Raw genomic sequence first — 16,070 nt, 5'->3', positions numbered from 1 at the left:
CTATGAAACTTGAACATTATGAAGGAGGACATCTTACACATGCCTGAAGGTCTGATCGTCAAGGCGCTTAGCGGATATTATTATGTCTCCAGCCTGGATCAGGATGGGCGTCCGGTATCCGGCGAAGCTACGGTACAATGCAGAGCACGTGGCCTTTTCAAGAAAAAAGAGATTACGCCCCTTGTTGGTGATCGGGTCCTTTACGAACTAACTGAAAACGGGGAAGGTATGGTCAAGGAGATTAGAAAGCGTACGACGGAGCTAATTCGCCCTCCAGTAGCTAATACCACGCTGGCCGTGCTGCTGTTTTCCCTGCGTGAGCCGGATTTAAACCTGCCTTTACTGGACAAATTTTTAGTCCATATTGAGCACGCTGGGCTGGATACGATTATCTGTCTGACCAAGCGCGATTTGTATGAAGGCAGCCCTTCAGAGGATGATAAGGTGCTGATGGTTCAGGAAATGTATCGGAAGATTGGTTACGAGGTGCTGGTAACCAGCGCCCGTACTGGAGAGGGTACGGCTGAGCTCAAGAAGCTGTTGGCCGGCCAAATCAGCGTGTTTTCCGGTCAGTCAGGTGTAGGGAAGTCCTCCATGCTTAATGCTTTGGAGCCTGGCTTAACGCTGGAGACGAGCGCCATAAGCAATAAGCTGGGACGAGGAAGACATACGACTCGCCATGTGGAGCTAATTCCTTTAGACAACGGCGGGTTTGTAGCAGATACACCGGGGTTTAGCCAACTGGATTTTTTAGAGCTGGGTGTGGATGAGTTATCGCCTTGTTTTCGAGAATTCCAACAATATGCGGAAGGATGCAAATTTCGGGGTTGTACGCATATTCACGAACCTGGCTGTAAAGTAAGAGAGGCCTTGGAAGAGGGACATATTTCACAGGGACGCTATGATAGCTATCTGCAGTTTTATCAGGAATTAAAAGAAAAAAAACGGAGGTATTGAGCATATGTTAAAAATAGCACCGTCGATTTTATCCGCTGATTTTGCTCGTTTGGGCAGTGAAGTCGCGGAAGTCCAAGCAGCGGGGGCAGACTGGATTCATGTGGATGTTATGGATGGTCATTTTGTATCCAATATTACACTGGGCCCCCCTATCGTTCAGGCTATTCGGCCGCATACAACTCTCCCACTGGACGTTCATCTGATGATTGAGCAGCCTGAACGTTATATTAGTGATTTTGTAAAGGCAGGAGCTAATATCATCACGGTCCATGCGGAGGCCTGTGTTCATTTGCATGGTGTCCTTCACATGATCAAGCAGCAAGGCGCTCTGGCGGGAGTGGCTCTCAATCCGGGGACTTCACCATACGCGATCAAGGAAGTGCTGCCCAATGTAGATATGATTCTTGTGATGACGGTTAACCCTGGTTTTGGGGGCCAGTCCTTCATTCCAGAGACGTTGAATAAAATCAGACAAATCCGTGCTTGGTTGAACGAATTGGGTCGTCCAGACGTACATATCGAGGTGGACGGAGGTATTGCGGAGGAGACGGCACCAGCCGTATTTGAAGCGGGTGCTAACGTGTTAGTGGCAGGCAGTGCAGTGTACGGCAGAGCAGACCGTGCAGCGGCTATTGCTGCTATTCGGGATAGTGTCGCTCATTTGTCCAAGTGAAGCTAACTGAAGCACTGTGGATGACCTTAGCGAGCATGCTGACCGGTTTGACACTCAGTTGTTTCTCGCTAGTGAAGATGCCTTGGAATGCTATACTTTCACTTTTGGCTGTTCTTATTGTCCTGTTTTATTTTCGTAAAAATGAACGGCGTGGTTTGCGTATCGGTTTTGTGGTCTGCAGTGTGCTTTATTATATTCTGTTTATTTTTATACTCTCAGCATATCTCTATGTTCGCGGACTTGTCTGATGGTATAGCCTGGGATGGTTGTGCATAAATATGGTTACATGAGCGGGATTCTCATGTAGCCTTTTTTTGTGGGGCAACAACCCTTGACAGGTTGCATAAACTACAGAGAACGGATGCAGGAGGATGATGGGGAGGGTGAGGCATGAAGTTTTACACAATCAAGCTGCCAAAATTTCTGGGTGGATTCGTCAAAGCCATTTTGAATACATTCCAGAAGAACTGAAATCAAAGTAACGTTGACACAGGATGTAGGATGAAGGCGAAAGGTACACAGGAGGCACGCTTCCCGGGCACAGCAGATTGATAGCTCGGCAATAAAAGACAAGAATGCGCGGGAAGTTGCCTGACATTTTGTCCTCCTGAATCAGTGGGATATTATTCGAATAATCAAAAAAGCACCCGTTTAAAACGAGGTGCCTTTTGTTTATAACGATATTTTTTTACGACTACACGCGAGTCACTTTACCGGCTTTCAATGCACGAGTGCTGACATAAACGCGTTTCGGTTTACCGTTAACGAGAATGCGAACTTTTTGTACGTTGACGCCCCAAGTACGGCGATTACGGTTGTTAGCGTGAGATACGTGGTTACCGCTGCCAGGCTTTTTGCCTGTTACAGAACATTTACGAGACATGATTCCACCTCCTATTCTGAAAATAACCAAACTCCATATGGAATGGGTCGCTCTTCAGGCCGACTGGGTCAGCCGGACTTTATAAGTCACTAACCTGAACAAAACAATACTTAAATATAATATCATAGTCAAAAAAGCTCCGTCAACTGATTCAAAAACTTTATTTATTTCTCTTTCGCATTATAGTACAATATGGGATAGCTATTGCTGCGACTATTTTGTTTTTTAATGGAATGTGAATTCTTATTCCAGTCATGCCGGGCAGTTCAGAGGCGGGACCATAATCATCATTCCGGCCAATGATTTTTTGTTGGGCAGTTGACTGGTTTTTCATATTATATGAGCTGTGGAAAGAAACCAGAGGATGGTTACGGAAGCTTACGAAAGGGTGACATTCGTATTCGTCGTCTGGCTTTAGTATAATTCAATTGAACCTTGAACATGTGTTGTGAAGATGGATTGTAAAACAATTGTATTAAGCTAGGAAGGGGAATTCTCTTGAGTAATCGTTCTTTGAATGGAACAGACTTTACCGCGATGGTTTTAGCCGGGGCGGAACAATTACAGCAGCATGCGGAGCATGTCAATTCACTAAATGTATTCCCGGTGCCAGATGGTGATACGGGAACCAATATGAATCTGACGATGAGCGCGGGCGTAACGGAATTGAAGAGGGGAGATTCTTCCTCCATCGGTGTCATGTCCGGCATCTTATCCAAAGGCTTGCTGATGGGGGCCCGCGGCAATTCAGGGGTTATCCTGTCTCAGTTGTTCCGTGGCTTCAGCCGTTACGCTGCCCCATACGAGGAATTGAATACCCTTCAGTTCGCATCGGCATTGCAGAGCGGGGTGGATGCGGCCTACAAGGCGGTGGTTAAGCCGGTGGAGGGTACAATTCTTACCGTGGCGAAGGAAGCGGCCAGACATGCTGTGTTTTTCTCGCGCCGGACGAACGACATCACAGAACTGATGGAAGAAGTGCTTGCCAAAGCAAAGGAAATGCTCGCCATGACGCAGGACATGCTCCCTGTACTGAAGCAAGTAGGGGTTGTAGACTCGGGTGGACAAGGACTTGTGTATATTTATGAAGGATTTATGCAGCATCTTGGAAGCGGATTGGTGACATCTCCAACTTCAAAAGGCGATAGTGTACGCCCGGTTTTTGCTCCTTATGTATTGGAGAGACCTACAGCTGCGCCTGTTGCTCCTTCTCCAGATGCGCCGATTTCTGCGCAGGCGAAGCTCGAAACGGAGAATATTGAATTTTTGTATGATATGGAGTTTTTTATTAATCGACAATTGGGCGAAGCGCAAGGTACAAATTTTGATGAGGAAGCTTTCCGGAAAGCGTTGTCAGTAGATGGTGATTCGATTATCGTTATTTCGGATGATGATGTCATCAAGGTTCATGTGCATTCGAAGGCTCCAGGTGAAGTCTTGAATCTTGCGCTGCGTTACGGGGAAATTACACAGATTCGAATTTTGAATATGCGCGAGCAGCATCGTGATTTGCTGTCAGCAGGTATGGATGGTGCTCCTGAGCCTGAATGGTTTGCAGAAATACCAACAGAGCCTGCACGTGAGGAGGAGCCATCTGAGCCTCCAGCTCATGAGCTAGCACCTTTTGGCTTTATAGCTGTGGCTTCTGGTGAAGGGATTGCTGATATTTTCAGAAGCTTGGGTGTTGATGTTGTCCTTTCGGGTGGTCAGACGATGAATCCGAGCACAGAAGACTTCGTGAATGCGGCTCGCTCGATCGCGGCTCAACATATTTTTATTCTGCCGAATAATTCCAATATAATCTTGGCTGCTGAACAAGCGCGTGAATTGCTAGAGGTGGAACGTTTCGTGTCGGTGATTCCAAGCAAAACAATTCCTCAGGGCATTGCAGCAGCATTTGCTTACCAAGAGGAAGAAGCCTTTGAGGTAAACCAAGATAATATGCGGGACGCAGTTACCCGTGTGAAGTCTGGACAAGTGACCTATGCGGTTCGGGATACGACACTTGATGATCTGCATATTACAGCGGGCCACTACATTGGTATTCAGGATTCTAAGATCGTGGCGACTGAGGAGCAATTAATGGCAACATCCCGTCTTTTGCTGGCGAAAATGCTGGTGAATGGCGATGAAATTGTTACGATTCTTACAGGTTCGGACGCAAAACAAGAAGAGACAGATCAGCTTGTTGCGTGGCTTGAAGAAAATTATTCGGATGTTGAAGTGGAAGTTCATGAAGGTGGTCAGCCGATTTATCCTTATCTGTTCTCAGTGGAAACCTGATGTGCTTTGGCACACCCATGGTAGTCCACTACAAAGGAGGTCTGACTGATGAGAACTATCATTTTGACAGATAGCACGGCTGATATTCCACAGGAAATAGCAGATCGTCTCGGCATAGTCATTGTACCATTGACGGTGATGTTCGGCAGCACAGCTTACCTGGACGGTATTGAGATGTCAGCTGCACAGTTTTACAGCGAACTGGTACGGGCTGATGAACTACCTACAACGTCACAGCCATCACCAGCCCGTTTTTTGGAGACGTACACGGAGCTGCTGGAGCAATACCCCGAGAGCCAGGTTATCTCTATCCATTTATCCTCCGGTGTGAGCGGAACGTACCAGTCCGCTCTGCTGGGTAAATCCATGTTGGAGAAGCATGAAGATAGAGTGACCGTTATGGATTCCAAGTCGGCCTCGTACGGATACGGTATGCTCGTGGTTTACGCCGCAGAGCTGGCAGCTGCCGGGCAATCCCCGGCTGAAATTATTCAGGGTGTGGAACGTCTCGGGGAACGCCGTTGTTTGTATTTCCTGGTGGATACACTGGAATACTTGCAAAAAGGCGGACGAATTGGCAAGGCAGCGGCTATGGTTGGTACGTTGCTTAACATTAAGCCAATTCTTTCGATTGACAAAGAAGGTATTATTTATTCGGCTGATAAGGCGAGAGGGCATAAAAAAGCGACAGCACGAATTATTGAACTGCTGGAGCGGGATTTAAAAGGCCAAAAAATTAATATTGCTGTGGGTCATACGGCAGATCGCTCGGCGGCAGAAGCGTTTGTGGCTCAGCTGGCAGAGCATTTTGAACTGGGAGATCAAATATATACTGAACTTGGCGCTGTGATCGGAACACATGTGGGACCAGGAACGATTGGTATTTTTGCATGGCCGGCCGGAGATGAGAGGTAATATGCTGCAATTGGATCAAATACCATTAAAACAAATACACGGCGTGAGTGCTCTCAAAGAAGGGGAGCTTCACGCTTTTGGCATTTCTAACGTGCAAGATATGCTGGAATATTATCCGTTTCGGTATGAAGATTACCGACTGCGATCGCTAAGCGAAGTGAAGGACGGAGATAAGATTACAGTACAGGCGAAAATTATGGGCATTCCGGTGCTTCAGCGTTACGGACGCAAATCAAGGTTAACTTGTAAATTGATGGCTGAGGATTGGATGTTTACTGCAACATGGTTTAATCGGCATTTTTTGAAGGATCAGCTAACATCAGGTCGTGAAATTGTGGTGACTGGGAAATGGGATCTTAAGCGAATGCAGATGACTGTTGCAGACTCTGAGTTCCCTGATAAAGGAGTGGCTCGTTCGGGGACACTTCAACCGGTGTACTCTATAGGTGGCAAGATTACGCAGAGCTGGATGCGAAAAATAATGAATCAGACGCTCCAGCAGTTTGGTGAAATGATTCCCGAGATATTGCCAGATCTGCTGGTACGCAAGTATAGTATGATGCCGCGCAAGCAGGCCATTGCAGGTATACACCAACCTCAGGACAATCGAGAGGGACAAGAGGCTCGGCGACGGATGGTGTATGAGGAACTCTTTTTATTCCAGCTGAAAATGCAGGCTTTCCGAGCGTTAAATCGTGGTCGAGCGGATGGGGTGGTGCATACGGTGGATAACGCCACGATCCGTGAATTTGTGAGGGCTTTGCCTTTTGAATTAACGGATGCACAGAAGAAGGTTGAGCTTGAAATACTGCACGATCTACGCTCACCTTATTGTATGAACCGTCTGCTTCAAGGGGATGTTGGGTCGGGGAAAACTGTGGTTGCCGCCATCGGTTTATTCGCAACAGTACGTTCCGGTTTTCAGGGAGCACTGATGGTGCCAACCGAAATATTGGCCGAGCAGCATATGCGGTCGCTTCACAAGCTGTTTGAACCCTTTGGAATCAGCGTGGGGTTACTGACAGGAAGTACAACTGGGAAGAAGCGTAAGGAGTTGCTTGCCGCTCTTCAAATGGGTCTGCTGGATATTGTGGTGGGCACGCATGCCCTTATTCAGGAGGATGTGTATTTCCGCCAGCTTGGACTAGTTGTAACGGATGAGCAGCACAGGTTCGGAGTCAACCAGCGTAGTGTACTGCGCCGCAAGGGCTACAACCCCGATGTGCTGACCATGACCGCCACACCGATCCCGCGTACGCTGGCGATTACTGCTTTTGGTGATATGGATGTTTCTACAATATCAGAGCGGCCAAAGGGACGGATTCCAATTTCTACGTATTGGGTGAAGCACGAACTGATGGATCGAGTGCTCGGTTTTATTTCTCGTGAGGTAGATCAGGGACGGCAGGCTTATCTAATCTGCCCGTTGATTGAAGAGTCAGAGAAGCTGGATGTACAGAATGCCATCGATCTGCATATCCAAATGCAGCAGGCTTTTCCACATTATCGCGTTGGGCTGTTGCACGGACGAATGACTCCTGCAGAAAAGGAAGAAGTTATGCGTTCCTTCTATGCAAATGAGGTTCAGCTACTCGTTTCAACCACGGTTGTAGAGGTGGGGGTAGATGTGCCCAATGCGACGCTAATGATTATTATGGATGCAGATCGCTTTGGATTGTCCCAGCTACATCAGTTACGTGGACGTGTTGGAAGGGGCGCACATGCCTCATACTGTGTACTGATCGCTGATCCTAAGTCGGAGGTTGGTCAAGAGCGGATGAAGGTAATGACCGATACGGACGATGGTTTTGAGGTTGCTAGACGCGATCTGGATTTGAGAGGGCCGGGGGATTTCTTTGGCACCAAGCAGAGCGGGTTGCCCGAGTTTCGGTTAGCAGATATGGTAGCGGACTTTGAGGTGCTGGAAAAGGCACGTGAGGATGCAACTGATCTAATCAAGGACTCCTCTTTTTGGACATCTCCGCAGCATGAAGCACTTCGCGGTTATTTGCAAAAAGAGCAGATTTTCCAAGGGGATCTTATCGACTGACCCACCATGAATGATGAGGATGTTCTAAACGTTTCTAACAGATAGGTACAATGGACAGGCTGACCGTCATATATTTGGGAATGACCGAATGATATGGGAGGTGTGGCAACATTGAGCTATCAGCAATATGGAATTAGTCCGCAACTGGTGGAGCGGATTAAGCTAAAAATGAAAAATCGTGCGCTCAAGGAGCGGGTTAAGCAGCAGATCGAGGGCGTGACCAAAGCAGATCTGCAAAACAAAGCTAAGGTGCGTCATCTTGTGAAGACCACTTCTGCTATTTTAAACGAGCGATTGACGGCTACACAGGAGGAGCAACTGACTGCCTTCGTATTGGCACAAAAAATTGATCCATCTAATACGTTCCATCTGATCAAGCTATGGGGAATGTTCCGTTGATGCTGTTCGAACGGGTGCTTCAAAGCACTTTCCATGTTTTATGTGAAGCATAGATAAAAAAGGATTGCCTGATGTTAGGCGATCCTTTTTGGCTTTATTTAAGGCTTTTGTATTTCATTCCCCGGGCAATAGGCAGTAGTCTTTTAGTGTGAAATTCTATTCGTAATAACCACCAATCTTGATAGACCGTTCCATGGCCTGTACACCTGGACGTACCGTTGTTCGGTGCAGAGAACGCCTCCGCTCCAGAAAATTGTATAGGCTAGCACGGTGACTGCTCCAGTAAGCGCATCACGCGAAGGACCAGAATCCGGTTACTGTACGGATGGTTCACCTTGTTCCCGTCTTGCCCGAACCTCCTGAACAATTTTTCTGTTCATTGTTTCCGTCAGCTCATAATTCTTCATTGGAAATACGGAGAGAAATGTCAGAACCCCCGGAATAATTGTAAATAGTAGTGTGAGCCAAATTAGGGTTGTATTTGTTTGGACGATATTAGGCTGATAACCCGCTAACGCCAGCGCATAACCACCCACGGCGCTGCCGATTGCGGCCGCCAATTTGGCCCGGAAAACGTTAGCTGAGAAAACCATCCCCTCTGATCTGTTTCCAGTTTTCCACTCTCCATAATCGACGCAATCTGCTAGCATTGTGGACATGACAACATAGTTCAGCCCCACACCGAAAGAAATGATACAGCTGAGAATAAAGACAAGTACAATAGAGTTGCCGCAGAAGAAAAGAGCTATCATGGATATGGAGGTGATTAGCACCCCTGCTATGCTAGTGCCTTTTTTGCCGATCCACTTGGCAATGAACGGAACTGCGACGTTACCTGCGATTTGAAATCCCACGGTTAGTCCCATAAACAGTGGAATGAATGCTTCGGCACCTAGGTTGTATTTGAAATAATACAAAGTAAAGGCATTACGAATGTTGGCAGTCATTTCGATAATAAAAAACGAGATGATCAACAGCCGCAAAGGTCGGTTTTCAATGAAGAATAGGCGGAGTACTCCTTTTAACGTTTGTTTTTCATGGCGAGGCACTACGTGTTTTTCTTTTACGCCAAACACCGTAAACATCATGCAGACGAAGAACAGGCCACAAAGTACAGCAACCGCTCCAGCCCAGCCGTTGAAGAAATGGACGAGGGGAAGCGCTACGACATTGACCGTCCACAAGCCGGCACTTGCAACCGTACGAGGAACAGTCACGACCTTGGTTCGTTCTGCAGCATCTTTGGTTATAGCGGCGGACAGTGACCAATACGGAATATCCAATATGGAATAGCTAATGCTCCAAGCGATATAGGTAACATAGGCATAAACCAGCTTCCCGGCGGAAGAAAGGTCCGGACTGAGGAAGAGTGCGAAGGTGGTGAGTGTTACCAAGAAAGCCCCGATGAACATGTAAGGCCTAAACTTCCCCCAACGCGTATTCGTGTTGTCGACTGCAATGCCGATAAAGATATCAACTACCGCGTCAATCACCCGTGCCACCATCAGTAATGTCCCAACTGCAAGCGCATTCAATCCAAAGCTGTCAGTATAGAAGAACATAAGATAAACGGCGGTTAAATTGTAAATAACATTCATCCCATAACTACTCAGTGAGTAAGAGATCAGCGTTTTTAAACTGACTTTGTCATTATTTTTTGCAGATGCAGAAGTAAGCATGTTTTAACCCCTTTCAAAAATTGACGATCATAACAGCTGTAATGATACGTTTAACGCAAACTTGTAAGCGTTATCTTGAGATACAGAATAACAAAAGCTGCAGGAGGAGTACATGATTTTTCTAAAGCAGATGATAGCAAAAACAAAGATTGTCGCAAATATTCACAGGTTGAAGTTTCTTTTTAGCTCTTATAACATAATTCTTAATTTATGCTATATTTGTTACGGGAACACCGCCCTTGGTTAACTTTTAAATTCTGAAACGTGGAGGTTAGGAATGAGTGAGAATATGATTCAATTTGTAGATACACGTACCAGTTCAAAACATAAAAATATTACAGATTTAATCCTATATAATTGTGGTTCCGAGCCTTGTTCTCCCAACCAGGACTTTGGGCCTATCGCCAGGGATTTCAATCTTATCCACTTTGTATTAAAGGGGAGAGGCAAACTGGTATTAGATAAGGAAACATATAACATAGGGAAAGGACAGGCTTTTTTAATCCCTGCCAATAAGGCCGCTTATTATCAAGCTGATGAGTACGAGCCATGGGAGTACAGCTGGGTGGGGTTTATGGGGATCAAATCCGAAATGTACTTGCAGAACATCTCTCTTGTTCAGGATAATCCGTATGTGGTAAGTATCGGAGACATCACTTTTTTTCATTCGACCATTCTTGAAATGCTTCGTATAGGGAATAATACGCTTTCTTCATCCTTGGCTATTCAGGGGTATTTGTGCCATATTCTCGCCAAGCTGGTGCATGAATCGGGTGAAACGATGCCTGTGAAACAAGAGCTTCCCTATTCAGTTCAAGCTATCAACTATATGGAGAAAAACTACAACGGTGGCATTCAAATCAATGAGGTGGCAGAGTATCTCGGCCTTCACCCAAATTACTTAACCTCTGTTTTTAAGCAGGAAATAGGCGAAACACCAAAGCAATATTTAATGAACATTCGGATTAAAAAGGCATGCGAGCTGTTACAGGATACCAGTTACTCTATTCAAGTAATCTCCAATTCGGTCGGTTACTCGGATCAACTGACCTTTTCACGGGCGTTTAAAAAAATGATGGGCATTTCTCCCAGCGCTTATCGTGAAAATATTCTTTGATTTTGCTATATATATCTTCTAAAAATACTGGTGATTGAGGTGGGTGTATTTTGATATCGTAAAGCTGTTAGTTTTTCCTGCATGGTATTTTAAAGGATTGCACGGAAGGACTCACTTTACGAGAGGGGAACTGCATGTGGATACACTCATTGCCTTTATTCCAGCCATAGGCTGGGGATTCATGCCCATACTGGCGCAAATGACAAAAGCCAGTCCTCGCGAGCAACTGACGGGGACGGTCATCGGTGCCGTATTGTTCGCACTGTGCCTGTATTCGTACTCACCTGTTAACTTTCAAATCACACCATTTATTGTGAGCTTTGTCTCAGGTGTGTTTTGGTCCGTAGGACAGTTGCTTCAATTTCAAGCTTTCCAGAAAGTAAGCGTTTCAACGGCCATTCCTATTATTTGTGGGCTACAACTTATGGGAACGACGCTTTTTGCAGCACTAATCTTGGGCGAATGGACGACTGGGTACCAATTTGGTATTGGATTAGCAGCGCTTATATTTATTTTGTCTGGCATCTTGCTGACGAGCTATCAGGGCAAATCAAGTGGTTTGTCCAAGCCTTTGCCCCTTCAAATTCTTGTCATGTTGGTTTGTTCAGCTATTGCCTTAACCTTGTATGTTATTATTAATCAAGTCTTTCATGTCTCCGGTCTGTCGGTCATCTTGCCGCAATCACTTGGCATGCTGTGTTCAGCGCTTTTAATGAACTGCAAGGGAGGGCAAAAGCTCCATCTGGTTCAGATACTGCGCAACTTGTCTACAGGCTTGTCGTGGAGCGTAGCGAATTTGGCCCTATTCATTTCGAATGGGCTTATTGGAGTCGCTGCCAGTTTTCCGATCTCTCAGGCGAGTATCGCCATCTCCTGCGTTGGCAGTATTCTGATTTTTAGGGAAAAGAAGAGTCCCAAGGAATGGCTTCGTCTACTGGTCGGCATTGCGGTAATCATGGCCGGAGTAGGATTGATCAGCCTGGTCAAGCTCTGAGATTTAGCAATTGAATTTAGCGGAATGCGCTGATTACACACCCGTACCTTTTGAGATAGCTTGTAGCGTACCCGTTCTCGTCCAGCGCTGCAAGCTACAGATTGCGGCTGACCGAGGCGGAAATATTGAGAAATATTAAAAATATTAGCTTTCGCAAGTAAACGGATAATGAGAAAACTCTATGTGAATGGTTTAACCATTTGCATAGAGTTTTTTTGGAATTTTGTGTTTAACAGCGGTCATAGGACGCGCAATCACTGTCAAAGGAAGTAGTTTTCAGGTGAGTAGCTTTTGAGATTGAAATAACATCTCCCGCTGTAAAAGCAGTTTTATAAATAATAGAAAGGTCATCGGTTTACTGCACTTTACTACAGTCATAAATGTGGTGCATTAATATATGTGACAGACCAGCTTTGTACATGGCAGAAATTTCGTTGCGCATACTTCCTGATTACAGGTGTTTAAGATAGGTGTGTTATTCGGACAAGCTTATTTAGTTGTATTTTATAATAATTAATAAATGCAATGATGTTTTACAGTTTTGAGAGGCTCAAAAAGTGTCAATATAATGTTTTTATTCTATTTCGATGGATAGGATGAACATTAGGAAAAAGGCTTGTCTCAAAATAAACATAGAGACAAACCCTTTTTTAATTTTATTCATACCAAATGCTGTCTTCTGAAATCCATTGGACTCAAACCTAAGTGCGTTTTTATAAATTTTGTGAAGCTAGAAGGCTGTTCAAATCCAAGCTTCTCAGCAATTTGATGAATAGGCTCTTTAGTCGTTAAAAGCAAGTTTTCTGCAAGTTCCAGCACCCTGGATTTGATAAAATCCTGAGCTGTTCTACCGGTTTCTTTTTTTAGCATGTCCGAAAGATAATTAGGTGAATACCCCATTGCTTGAGCAAGACCTTTTACACTTGGTGTACCTGATCTTTCAATAATATCCACAGTACACAGTTCATTTAAAAGCTCTTCGAACTTGGTGACGGCGTCTTTATAAACCACTGCTCTAGTGATAAATTGCCTGCCATAAAAGCGTTTAGCGTAGTTTAAGAGTAATTCCAAATTGGACACAACGAGTTCTTTCGTGTAAAGGTCTATATTTTTACTGTATTCATTCTCAATGTTCTTCACTATACGTTCAATCGTCTCTCTCTCTTGTTCAGAGAGCTGCAAGGCTTCATTTGCTTCGTATTCAAAAAAGCTGTACTCGGATATTTTTGACCATAGTGTGGTTCCTCTGATCATGTCAGGATGAACACAAAGCATCCAGCCATCCGAATATTCAGGTGTATAATTGCCCTCAGAAATCATGATTTGACCAGGAGCTGTGAAAACAAGGCTGCCTTCACGAAAATCATAGTTTTTTCTGCCGTATTTAAAATCACATTGAGTACCACTTTTTAGAGATATCACATAAAAATTCAACATGACGTCAGTGTTAAACATGGTTTCCGATGGATTAGCATTTTCAAAATTCATCGCAGTAATTAATGGATGTTTAGGTTTATTGTATCCGAGTAATTCATGTAAGTCAGATATTGATTCAACCGTTAACATGATTTGCCCTCCTTATGAACAAAACAATTCCTCGCAAATAGAAAGCTCTTCTTATCATATCCTTTGAATTTCAAGTAAGACATAGTCTAATCCACGATAAACTTGTTTGAATTACAGAACTATTTATCAGTAATCTGGACAATATCATCAGTAACCTGGATATGTACCTAATCGAATGGGTTGCAGTATAAATATATTACTTAAATGAAAAGGAGAATTACGATGATTACAAAAATCATCCTTATTACTGGAGCTACTGATGGAATCGGAAAAGTTGCGGCGAAAACCATGGCAAAGCAGGGACACACTGTGATCATTCATGGACGGAATCAAAACAAAGCACAGAAAGTATGTGAAGAGATAATTGCTAAAACAGGCAACAATAAGGTGGACATTATAACAGGTGATTTGTTTTCTCTTGCTGAGGTCAAACGCATGGCTGCAGCTTTTAAACAGAAATACGATCGGTTGGATGTCCTGATTAACAATGCTGGTGCTATATTCAGTAAAGATAGGGAGCTAACCAAGGAGGGACTTGAAAAGACAATGACCCTTAATGTATTTTCACCATTGCTCTTAACAGAGTTATTATTAGATGTTCTTTCAAAAAGCCCCTCAGCAAGGATCATTAATACCTCTTCCGCAACACATAGGATTGCCAAAAAACCAGATTTCAGCGATTTACAGTTGGAAAAGGACTACACCTCGTCCGGTGCGTATGCATCCTCCAAATTGTATACGATTTGGATCACAAGACACTGGTCAGCTGAACTAATGAGAAGGGGACTGAAAAATATAACTGCGAACGTGTTACATCCTGGTGCTGTTGCGACTAGATTTGGACAAGACAACGATAAAGGTTTTATTAATAATATAGTGTTTAAGTTGGCACTTCCATTCATGAATACGCCAGAAAAAGGAGCTGCTACAACCGTATATTTGGCCACATCACAAGAAGTAGAAAAGGTTAATGGGAAATTCTTTGGTAACATGAAGGAGGAAAAACCAAGGGATCGATATTATTCTGTAGAAAACGAAATAAAAGTTTGGGATTATTGCCAAAAGGTTATTAGCCCTTATATGAATAAATAAGTACGGAGCAATAATAAGGTTTAACGATGGCCCCTCTGCTTTCCTGAAGTTGAGGGGCTTTTTGTATTCATTTTCTTTCCTAATAATCAGTAATAGGGACAACTTTGTCTGTAATCAGGCTATGTTAACCACAGATCTGGAGTTTTAAACTATAAGTATCCATTAAGACAACCTTAGATGCGTTATCACGCTGTACCTAAGTGTAGGCTGGAAATAGTGTATGAAGGGGGATGAGATAGGGATACGAATACAATTCAAATACAACAATTTAGCTAATATCTGAAATATATAATATGAAAAATGAAAGGGGTATAACAAGTATGTGTAAAGTTCATGCATTGAGTGTTCCCAGTGCGAATGCGCCATTTGAACGGACGATGATTGAACGGAGGGTATTGCGCCCAGATGATGTTCTAATCGATATTAAGTATAGTGGTGTATGCCACACCGATGTTCATATGGTCCATAATGATGGAGGTTACTCTCAATTCCCAATGGTTCCCGGTCATGAAATGACAGGAATTGTAGAAGCGGTTGGAACGGAAGTAACTAAGTTTGTAGTGGGTGACCGGGTTGGAGTAGGGCCTCTCGTGAACTCTTGTGGAGAGTGCGAGAATTGCCTACGTGGTGAGAATATGTTCTGTAAAAAGGGCATGGTCATGATGTATAATTCCGTAGACTACGATGGAAATATTACTTACGGTAGTTACAGTCAAAAAATTGTAGTGAAGCAAAATTACGTACTTCAGATCCCAGATAGTTTGGGCTTAGATGTTGCCAGTCCACTACTCTGTGCAGGAGCTACGGCTTACTATCCTTTGAAACATTGGGGAGTAGGTCCAGGCAAAAAAGTCGCTATCGTCGGTATTGGAGGTATCGGCCACCTAGCTATCAAATATGCCCATGCATTAGGAGCTGAAGTTACGGCCTTGAGTCAGACAATGGATAAGAAAAGCGATGCGCTAAGTTTTGGCGCCGATCATTACTATGCAACGAACGATCCTGACACATTCTCGACGCTAGCTAGTCAATTTGATGTGATTTTCAACACGACCTCTGCAAGTCTTAATTTAGATGCTTACGTATCCATGCTTAATATAAATGGTACGTTTGTTATCATCGGTGATTCCGGTAAGCCGAACCAATTTAATACGCTCAGTTTGCTTATGGGTCGTCGCAGAATTGCAGCAACGCCTGGAGGCGATCTTCTTGAAACCCAAGAAATGCTTGATTTCTCCGCAGAGCATGGTATTGTCCCTGAAATTGAGGTAATTCACACCAATCAAATCAACGAAGCTTTTGAGCGACTTATCCGAAATGATGTACGATATCGATTTGTTATTGATACATCTACCTTTTAAGTCGTATTTTCGAGGATAACTCAATAGACCAAACATCATCAAAAGCACTTATCTGAAAGACAGGACTTACAATAGAGCGGACGAATTGCTGCTCGTCCGCT

14 protein-coding genes are annotated in these 16,070 nt (G+C 44.3%); 11 read left to right on the top strand and 3 right to left on the bottom strand.

Annotated features, from left to right (window positions below):
* Positions 1–39 precede the first annotated feature (39 nt).
* The 3 genes from rsgA to spoVM all read left to right on the top strand — a co-directional run bounded on the left by rsgA (position 40) and on the right by spoVM (position 2,101).
* Positions 40–957 (top strand): ribosome small subunit-dependent GTPase A, encoded by a 918-nt coding sequence (gene rsgA, locus HFD99_RS01965; RefSeq protein WP_017427460.1) that lies wholly within the window; start codon positions 40–42, stop codon positions 955–957.
* 4 nt (positions 958–961) lie between these two features.
* On the top strand, positions 962–1,630 hold the full coding sequence (rpe, locus tag HFD99_RS01960; RefSeq protein ID WP_016822345.1) for a ribulose-phosphate 3-epimerase: 669 nt from the start codon (positions 962–964) through the stop codon (positions 1,628–1,630).
* A gap of 390 nt (positions 1,631–2,020) precedes the next feature.
* Positions 2,021–2,101 carry a stage V sporulation protein SpoVM gene (spoVM, locus tag HFD99_RS01955; RefSeq protein WP_010345573.1) on the top strand — a complete coding sequence of 27 codons (81 nt, stop codon included), beginning with the start codon at positions 2,021–2,023 and terminating at the stop codon, positions 2,099–2,101.
* A 223-nt stretch (positions 2,102–2,324) separates the two neighbouring features.
* On the opposite strand, the gene rpmB is transcribed toward spoVM, so the two are convergent.
* The gene (rpmB, locus tag HFD99_RS01950) at positions 2,325–2,513 is read right to left on the bottom strand and encodes a 50S ribosomal protein L28 (protein ID WP_013310881.1); all 189 of its coding nucleotides are present in this window, start codon (positions 2,511–2,513) and stop codon (positions 2,325–2,327) included.
* A gap of 498 nt (positions 2,514–3,011) precedes the next feature.
* Between rpmB and HFD99_RS01945 the strand changes: the two genes are divergently transcribed.
* The 4 genes from HFD99_RS01945 (at position 3,012) to HFD99_RS01930 (ending at position 8,160) form a co-directional block, all read left to right on the top strand.
* Positions 3,012–4,796 (top strand): DAK2 domain-containing protein, encoded by a 1,785-nt coding sequence (locus tag HFD99_RS01945; RefSeq protein ID WP_031461718.1) that lies wholly within the window; start codon positions 3,012–3,014, stop codon positions 4,794–4,796.
* A 48-nt stretch (positions 4,797–4,844) separates the two neighbouring features.
* Positions 4,845–5,711 (top strand): DegV family protein, encoded by an 867-nt coding sequence (locus HFD99_RS01940; protein ID WP_016822343.1) that lies wholly within the window; start codon positions 4,845–4,847, stop codon positions 5,709–5,711.
* A 1-nt stretch (position 5,712) separates the two neighbouring features.
* Positions 5,713–7,761 (top strand): ATP-dependent DNA helicase RecG, encoded by a 2,049-nt coding sequence (gene recG, locus HFD99_RS01935; RefSeq protein ID WP_031461717.1) that lies wholly within the window; start codon positions 5,713–5,715, stop codon positions 7,759–7,761.
* 111 nt (positions 7,762–7,872) lie between these two features.
* Entirely contained in the window at positions 7,873–8,160 is a 288-nt protein-coding gene (locus HFD99_RS01930) for a stage VI sporulation protein F (RefSeq protein WP_016822341.1), read from the top strand.
* A 314-nt stretch (positions 8,161–8,474) separates the two neighbouring features.
* On the opposite strand, the gene HFD99_RS01925 is transcribed toward HFD99_RS01930, so the two are convergent.
* A complete protein-coding gene (locus HFD99_RS01925) occupies positions 8,475–9,839 on the bottom strand; it encodes an MFS transporter (protein ID WP_031461716.1) in 1,365 nt (454 codons plus the stop codon).
* A gap of 277 nt (positions 9,840–10,116) precedes the next feature.
* Here HFD99_RS01925 and HFD99_RS01920 point away from each other — a divergent pair, with 277 nt between their 5' ends.
* Both HFD99_RS01920 and HFD99_RS01915 read left to right on the top strand, forming a co-directional pair.
* Positions 10,117–10,956 carry an AraC family transcriptional regulator gene (locus HFD99_RS01920; RefSeq protein WP_031461715.1) on the top strand — a complete coding sequence of 280 codons (840 nt, stop codon included), beginning with the start codon at positions 10,117–10,119 and terminating at the stop codon, positions 10,954–10,956.
* Positions 10,957–11,092: 136 nt separating this feature from the next.
* Positions 11,093–11,950, top strand: a complete 858-nt coding sequence (locus HFD99_RS01915; RefSeq protein ID WP_123797354.1) for a GRP family sugar transporter — start codon at positions 11,093–11,095, stop codon at positions 11,948–11,950.
* A 660-nt stretch (positions 11,951–12,610) separates the two neighbouring features.
* Here the strand turns inward: HFD99_RS01915 and HFD99_RS01910 are convergent.
* Positions 12,611–13,516 (bottom strand): helix-turn-helix domain-containing protein, encoded by a 906-nt coding sequence (locus HFD99_RS01910; protein WP_016822335.1) that lies wholly within the window; start codon positions 13,514–13,516, stop codon positions 12,611–12,613.
* 222 nt (positions 13,517–13,738) lie between these two features.
* Between HFD99_RS01910 and HFD99_RS01905 the strand changes: the two genes are divergently transcribed.
* Entirely contained in the window at positions 13,739–14,608 is an 870-nt protein-coding gene (locus HFD99_RS01905; RefSeq protein ID WP_123797353.1) for an SDR family NAD(P)-dependent oxidoreductase, read from the top strand.
* A gap of 320 nt (positions 14,609–14,928) precedes the next feature.
* Entirely contained in the window at positions 14,929–15,969 is a 1,041-nt protein-coding gene (locus HFD99_RS01900; RefSeq protein WP_017427469.1) for an NAD(P)-dependent alcohol dehydrogenase, read from the top strand.
* Positions 15,970–16,070 lie beyond the last annotated feature (101 nt).

Origin of the sequence: Paenibacillus sp. EKM301P (assembly GCF_011800295.1) — a bacterium.
GTDB classification, from domain to species: domain Bacteria; phylum Bacillota; class Bacilli; order Paenibacillales; family Paenibacillaceae; genus Paenibacillus; species Paenibacillus polymyxa.
The sequence above is the reverse complement of the archived record's forward strand: the minus strand, read 5'-3'. Positions and strand labels throughout refer to the sequence as shown.

Excerpts from the sequence above, each read along its gene's own strand:
- rsgA (WP_017427460.1), top strand. The coding sequence starts at position 40 with ATGCCTGAAGGTCTGATCGTCAAGGCGCTTAGCGGATATTATTATGTC.
- rpe (WP_016822345.1), top strand. The coding sequence starts at position 962 with ATGTTAAAAATAGCACCGTCGATTTTATCCGCTGATTTTGCTCGTTTG.
- spoVM (WP_010345573.1), top strand. The coding sequence starts at position 2,021 with ATGAAGTTTTACACAATCAAGCTGCCAAAATTTCTGGGTGGATTCGTC.
- rpmB (WP_013310881.1), bottom strand. The coding sequence starts at position 2,513 with ATGTCTCGTAAATGTTCTGTAACAGGCAAAAAGCCTGGCAGCGGTAAC.
- HFD99_RS01940 (WP_016822343.1), top strand. The coding sequence starts at position 4,845 with ATGAGAACTATCATTTTGACAGATAGCACGGCTGATATTCCACAGGAA.
- recG (WP_031461717.1), top strand. The coding sequence starts at position 5,713 with ATGCTGCAATTGGATCAAATACCATTAAAACAAATACACGGCGTGAGT.
- HFD99_RS01925 (WP_031461716.1), bottom strand. The coding sequence starts at position 9,839 with ATGCTTACTTCTGCATCTGCAAAAAATAATGACAAAGTCAGTTTAAAA.
- HFD99_RS01920 (WP_031461715.1), top strand. The coding sequence starts at position 10,117 with ATGAGTGAGAATATGATTCAATTTGTAGATACACGTACCAGTTCAAAA.
- HFD99_RS01910 (WP_016822335.1), bottom strand. The coding sequence starts at position 13,516 with ATGTTAACGGTTGAATCAATATCTGACTTACATGAATTACTCGGATAC.
- HFD99_RS01905 (WP_123797353.1), top strand. The coding sequence starts at position 13,739 with ATGATTACAAAAATCATCCTTATTACTGGAGCTACTGATGGAATCGGA.
- HFD99_RS01900 (WP_017427469.1), top strand. The coding sequence starts at position 14,929 with ATGTGTAAAGTTCATGCATTGAGTGTTCCCAGTGCGAATGCGCCATTT.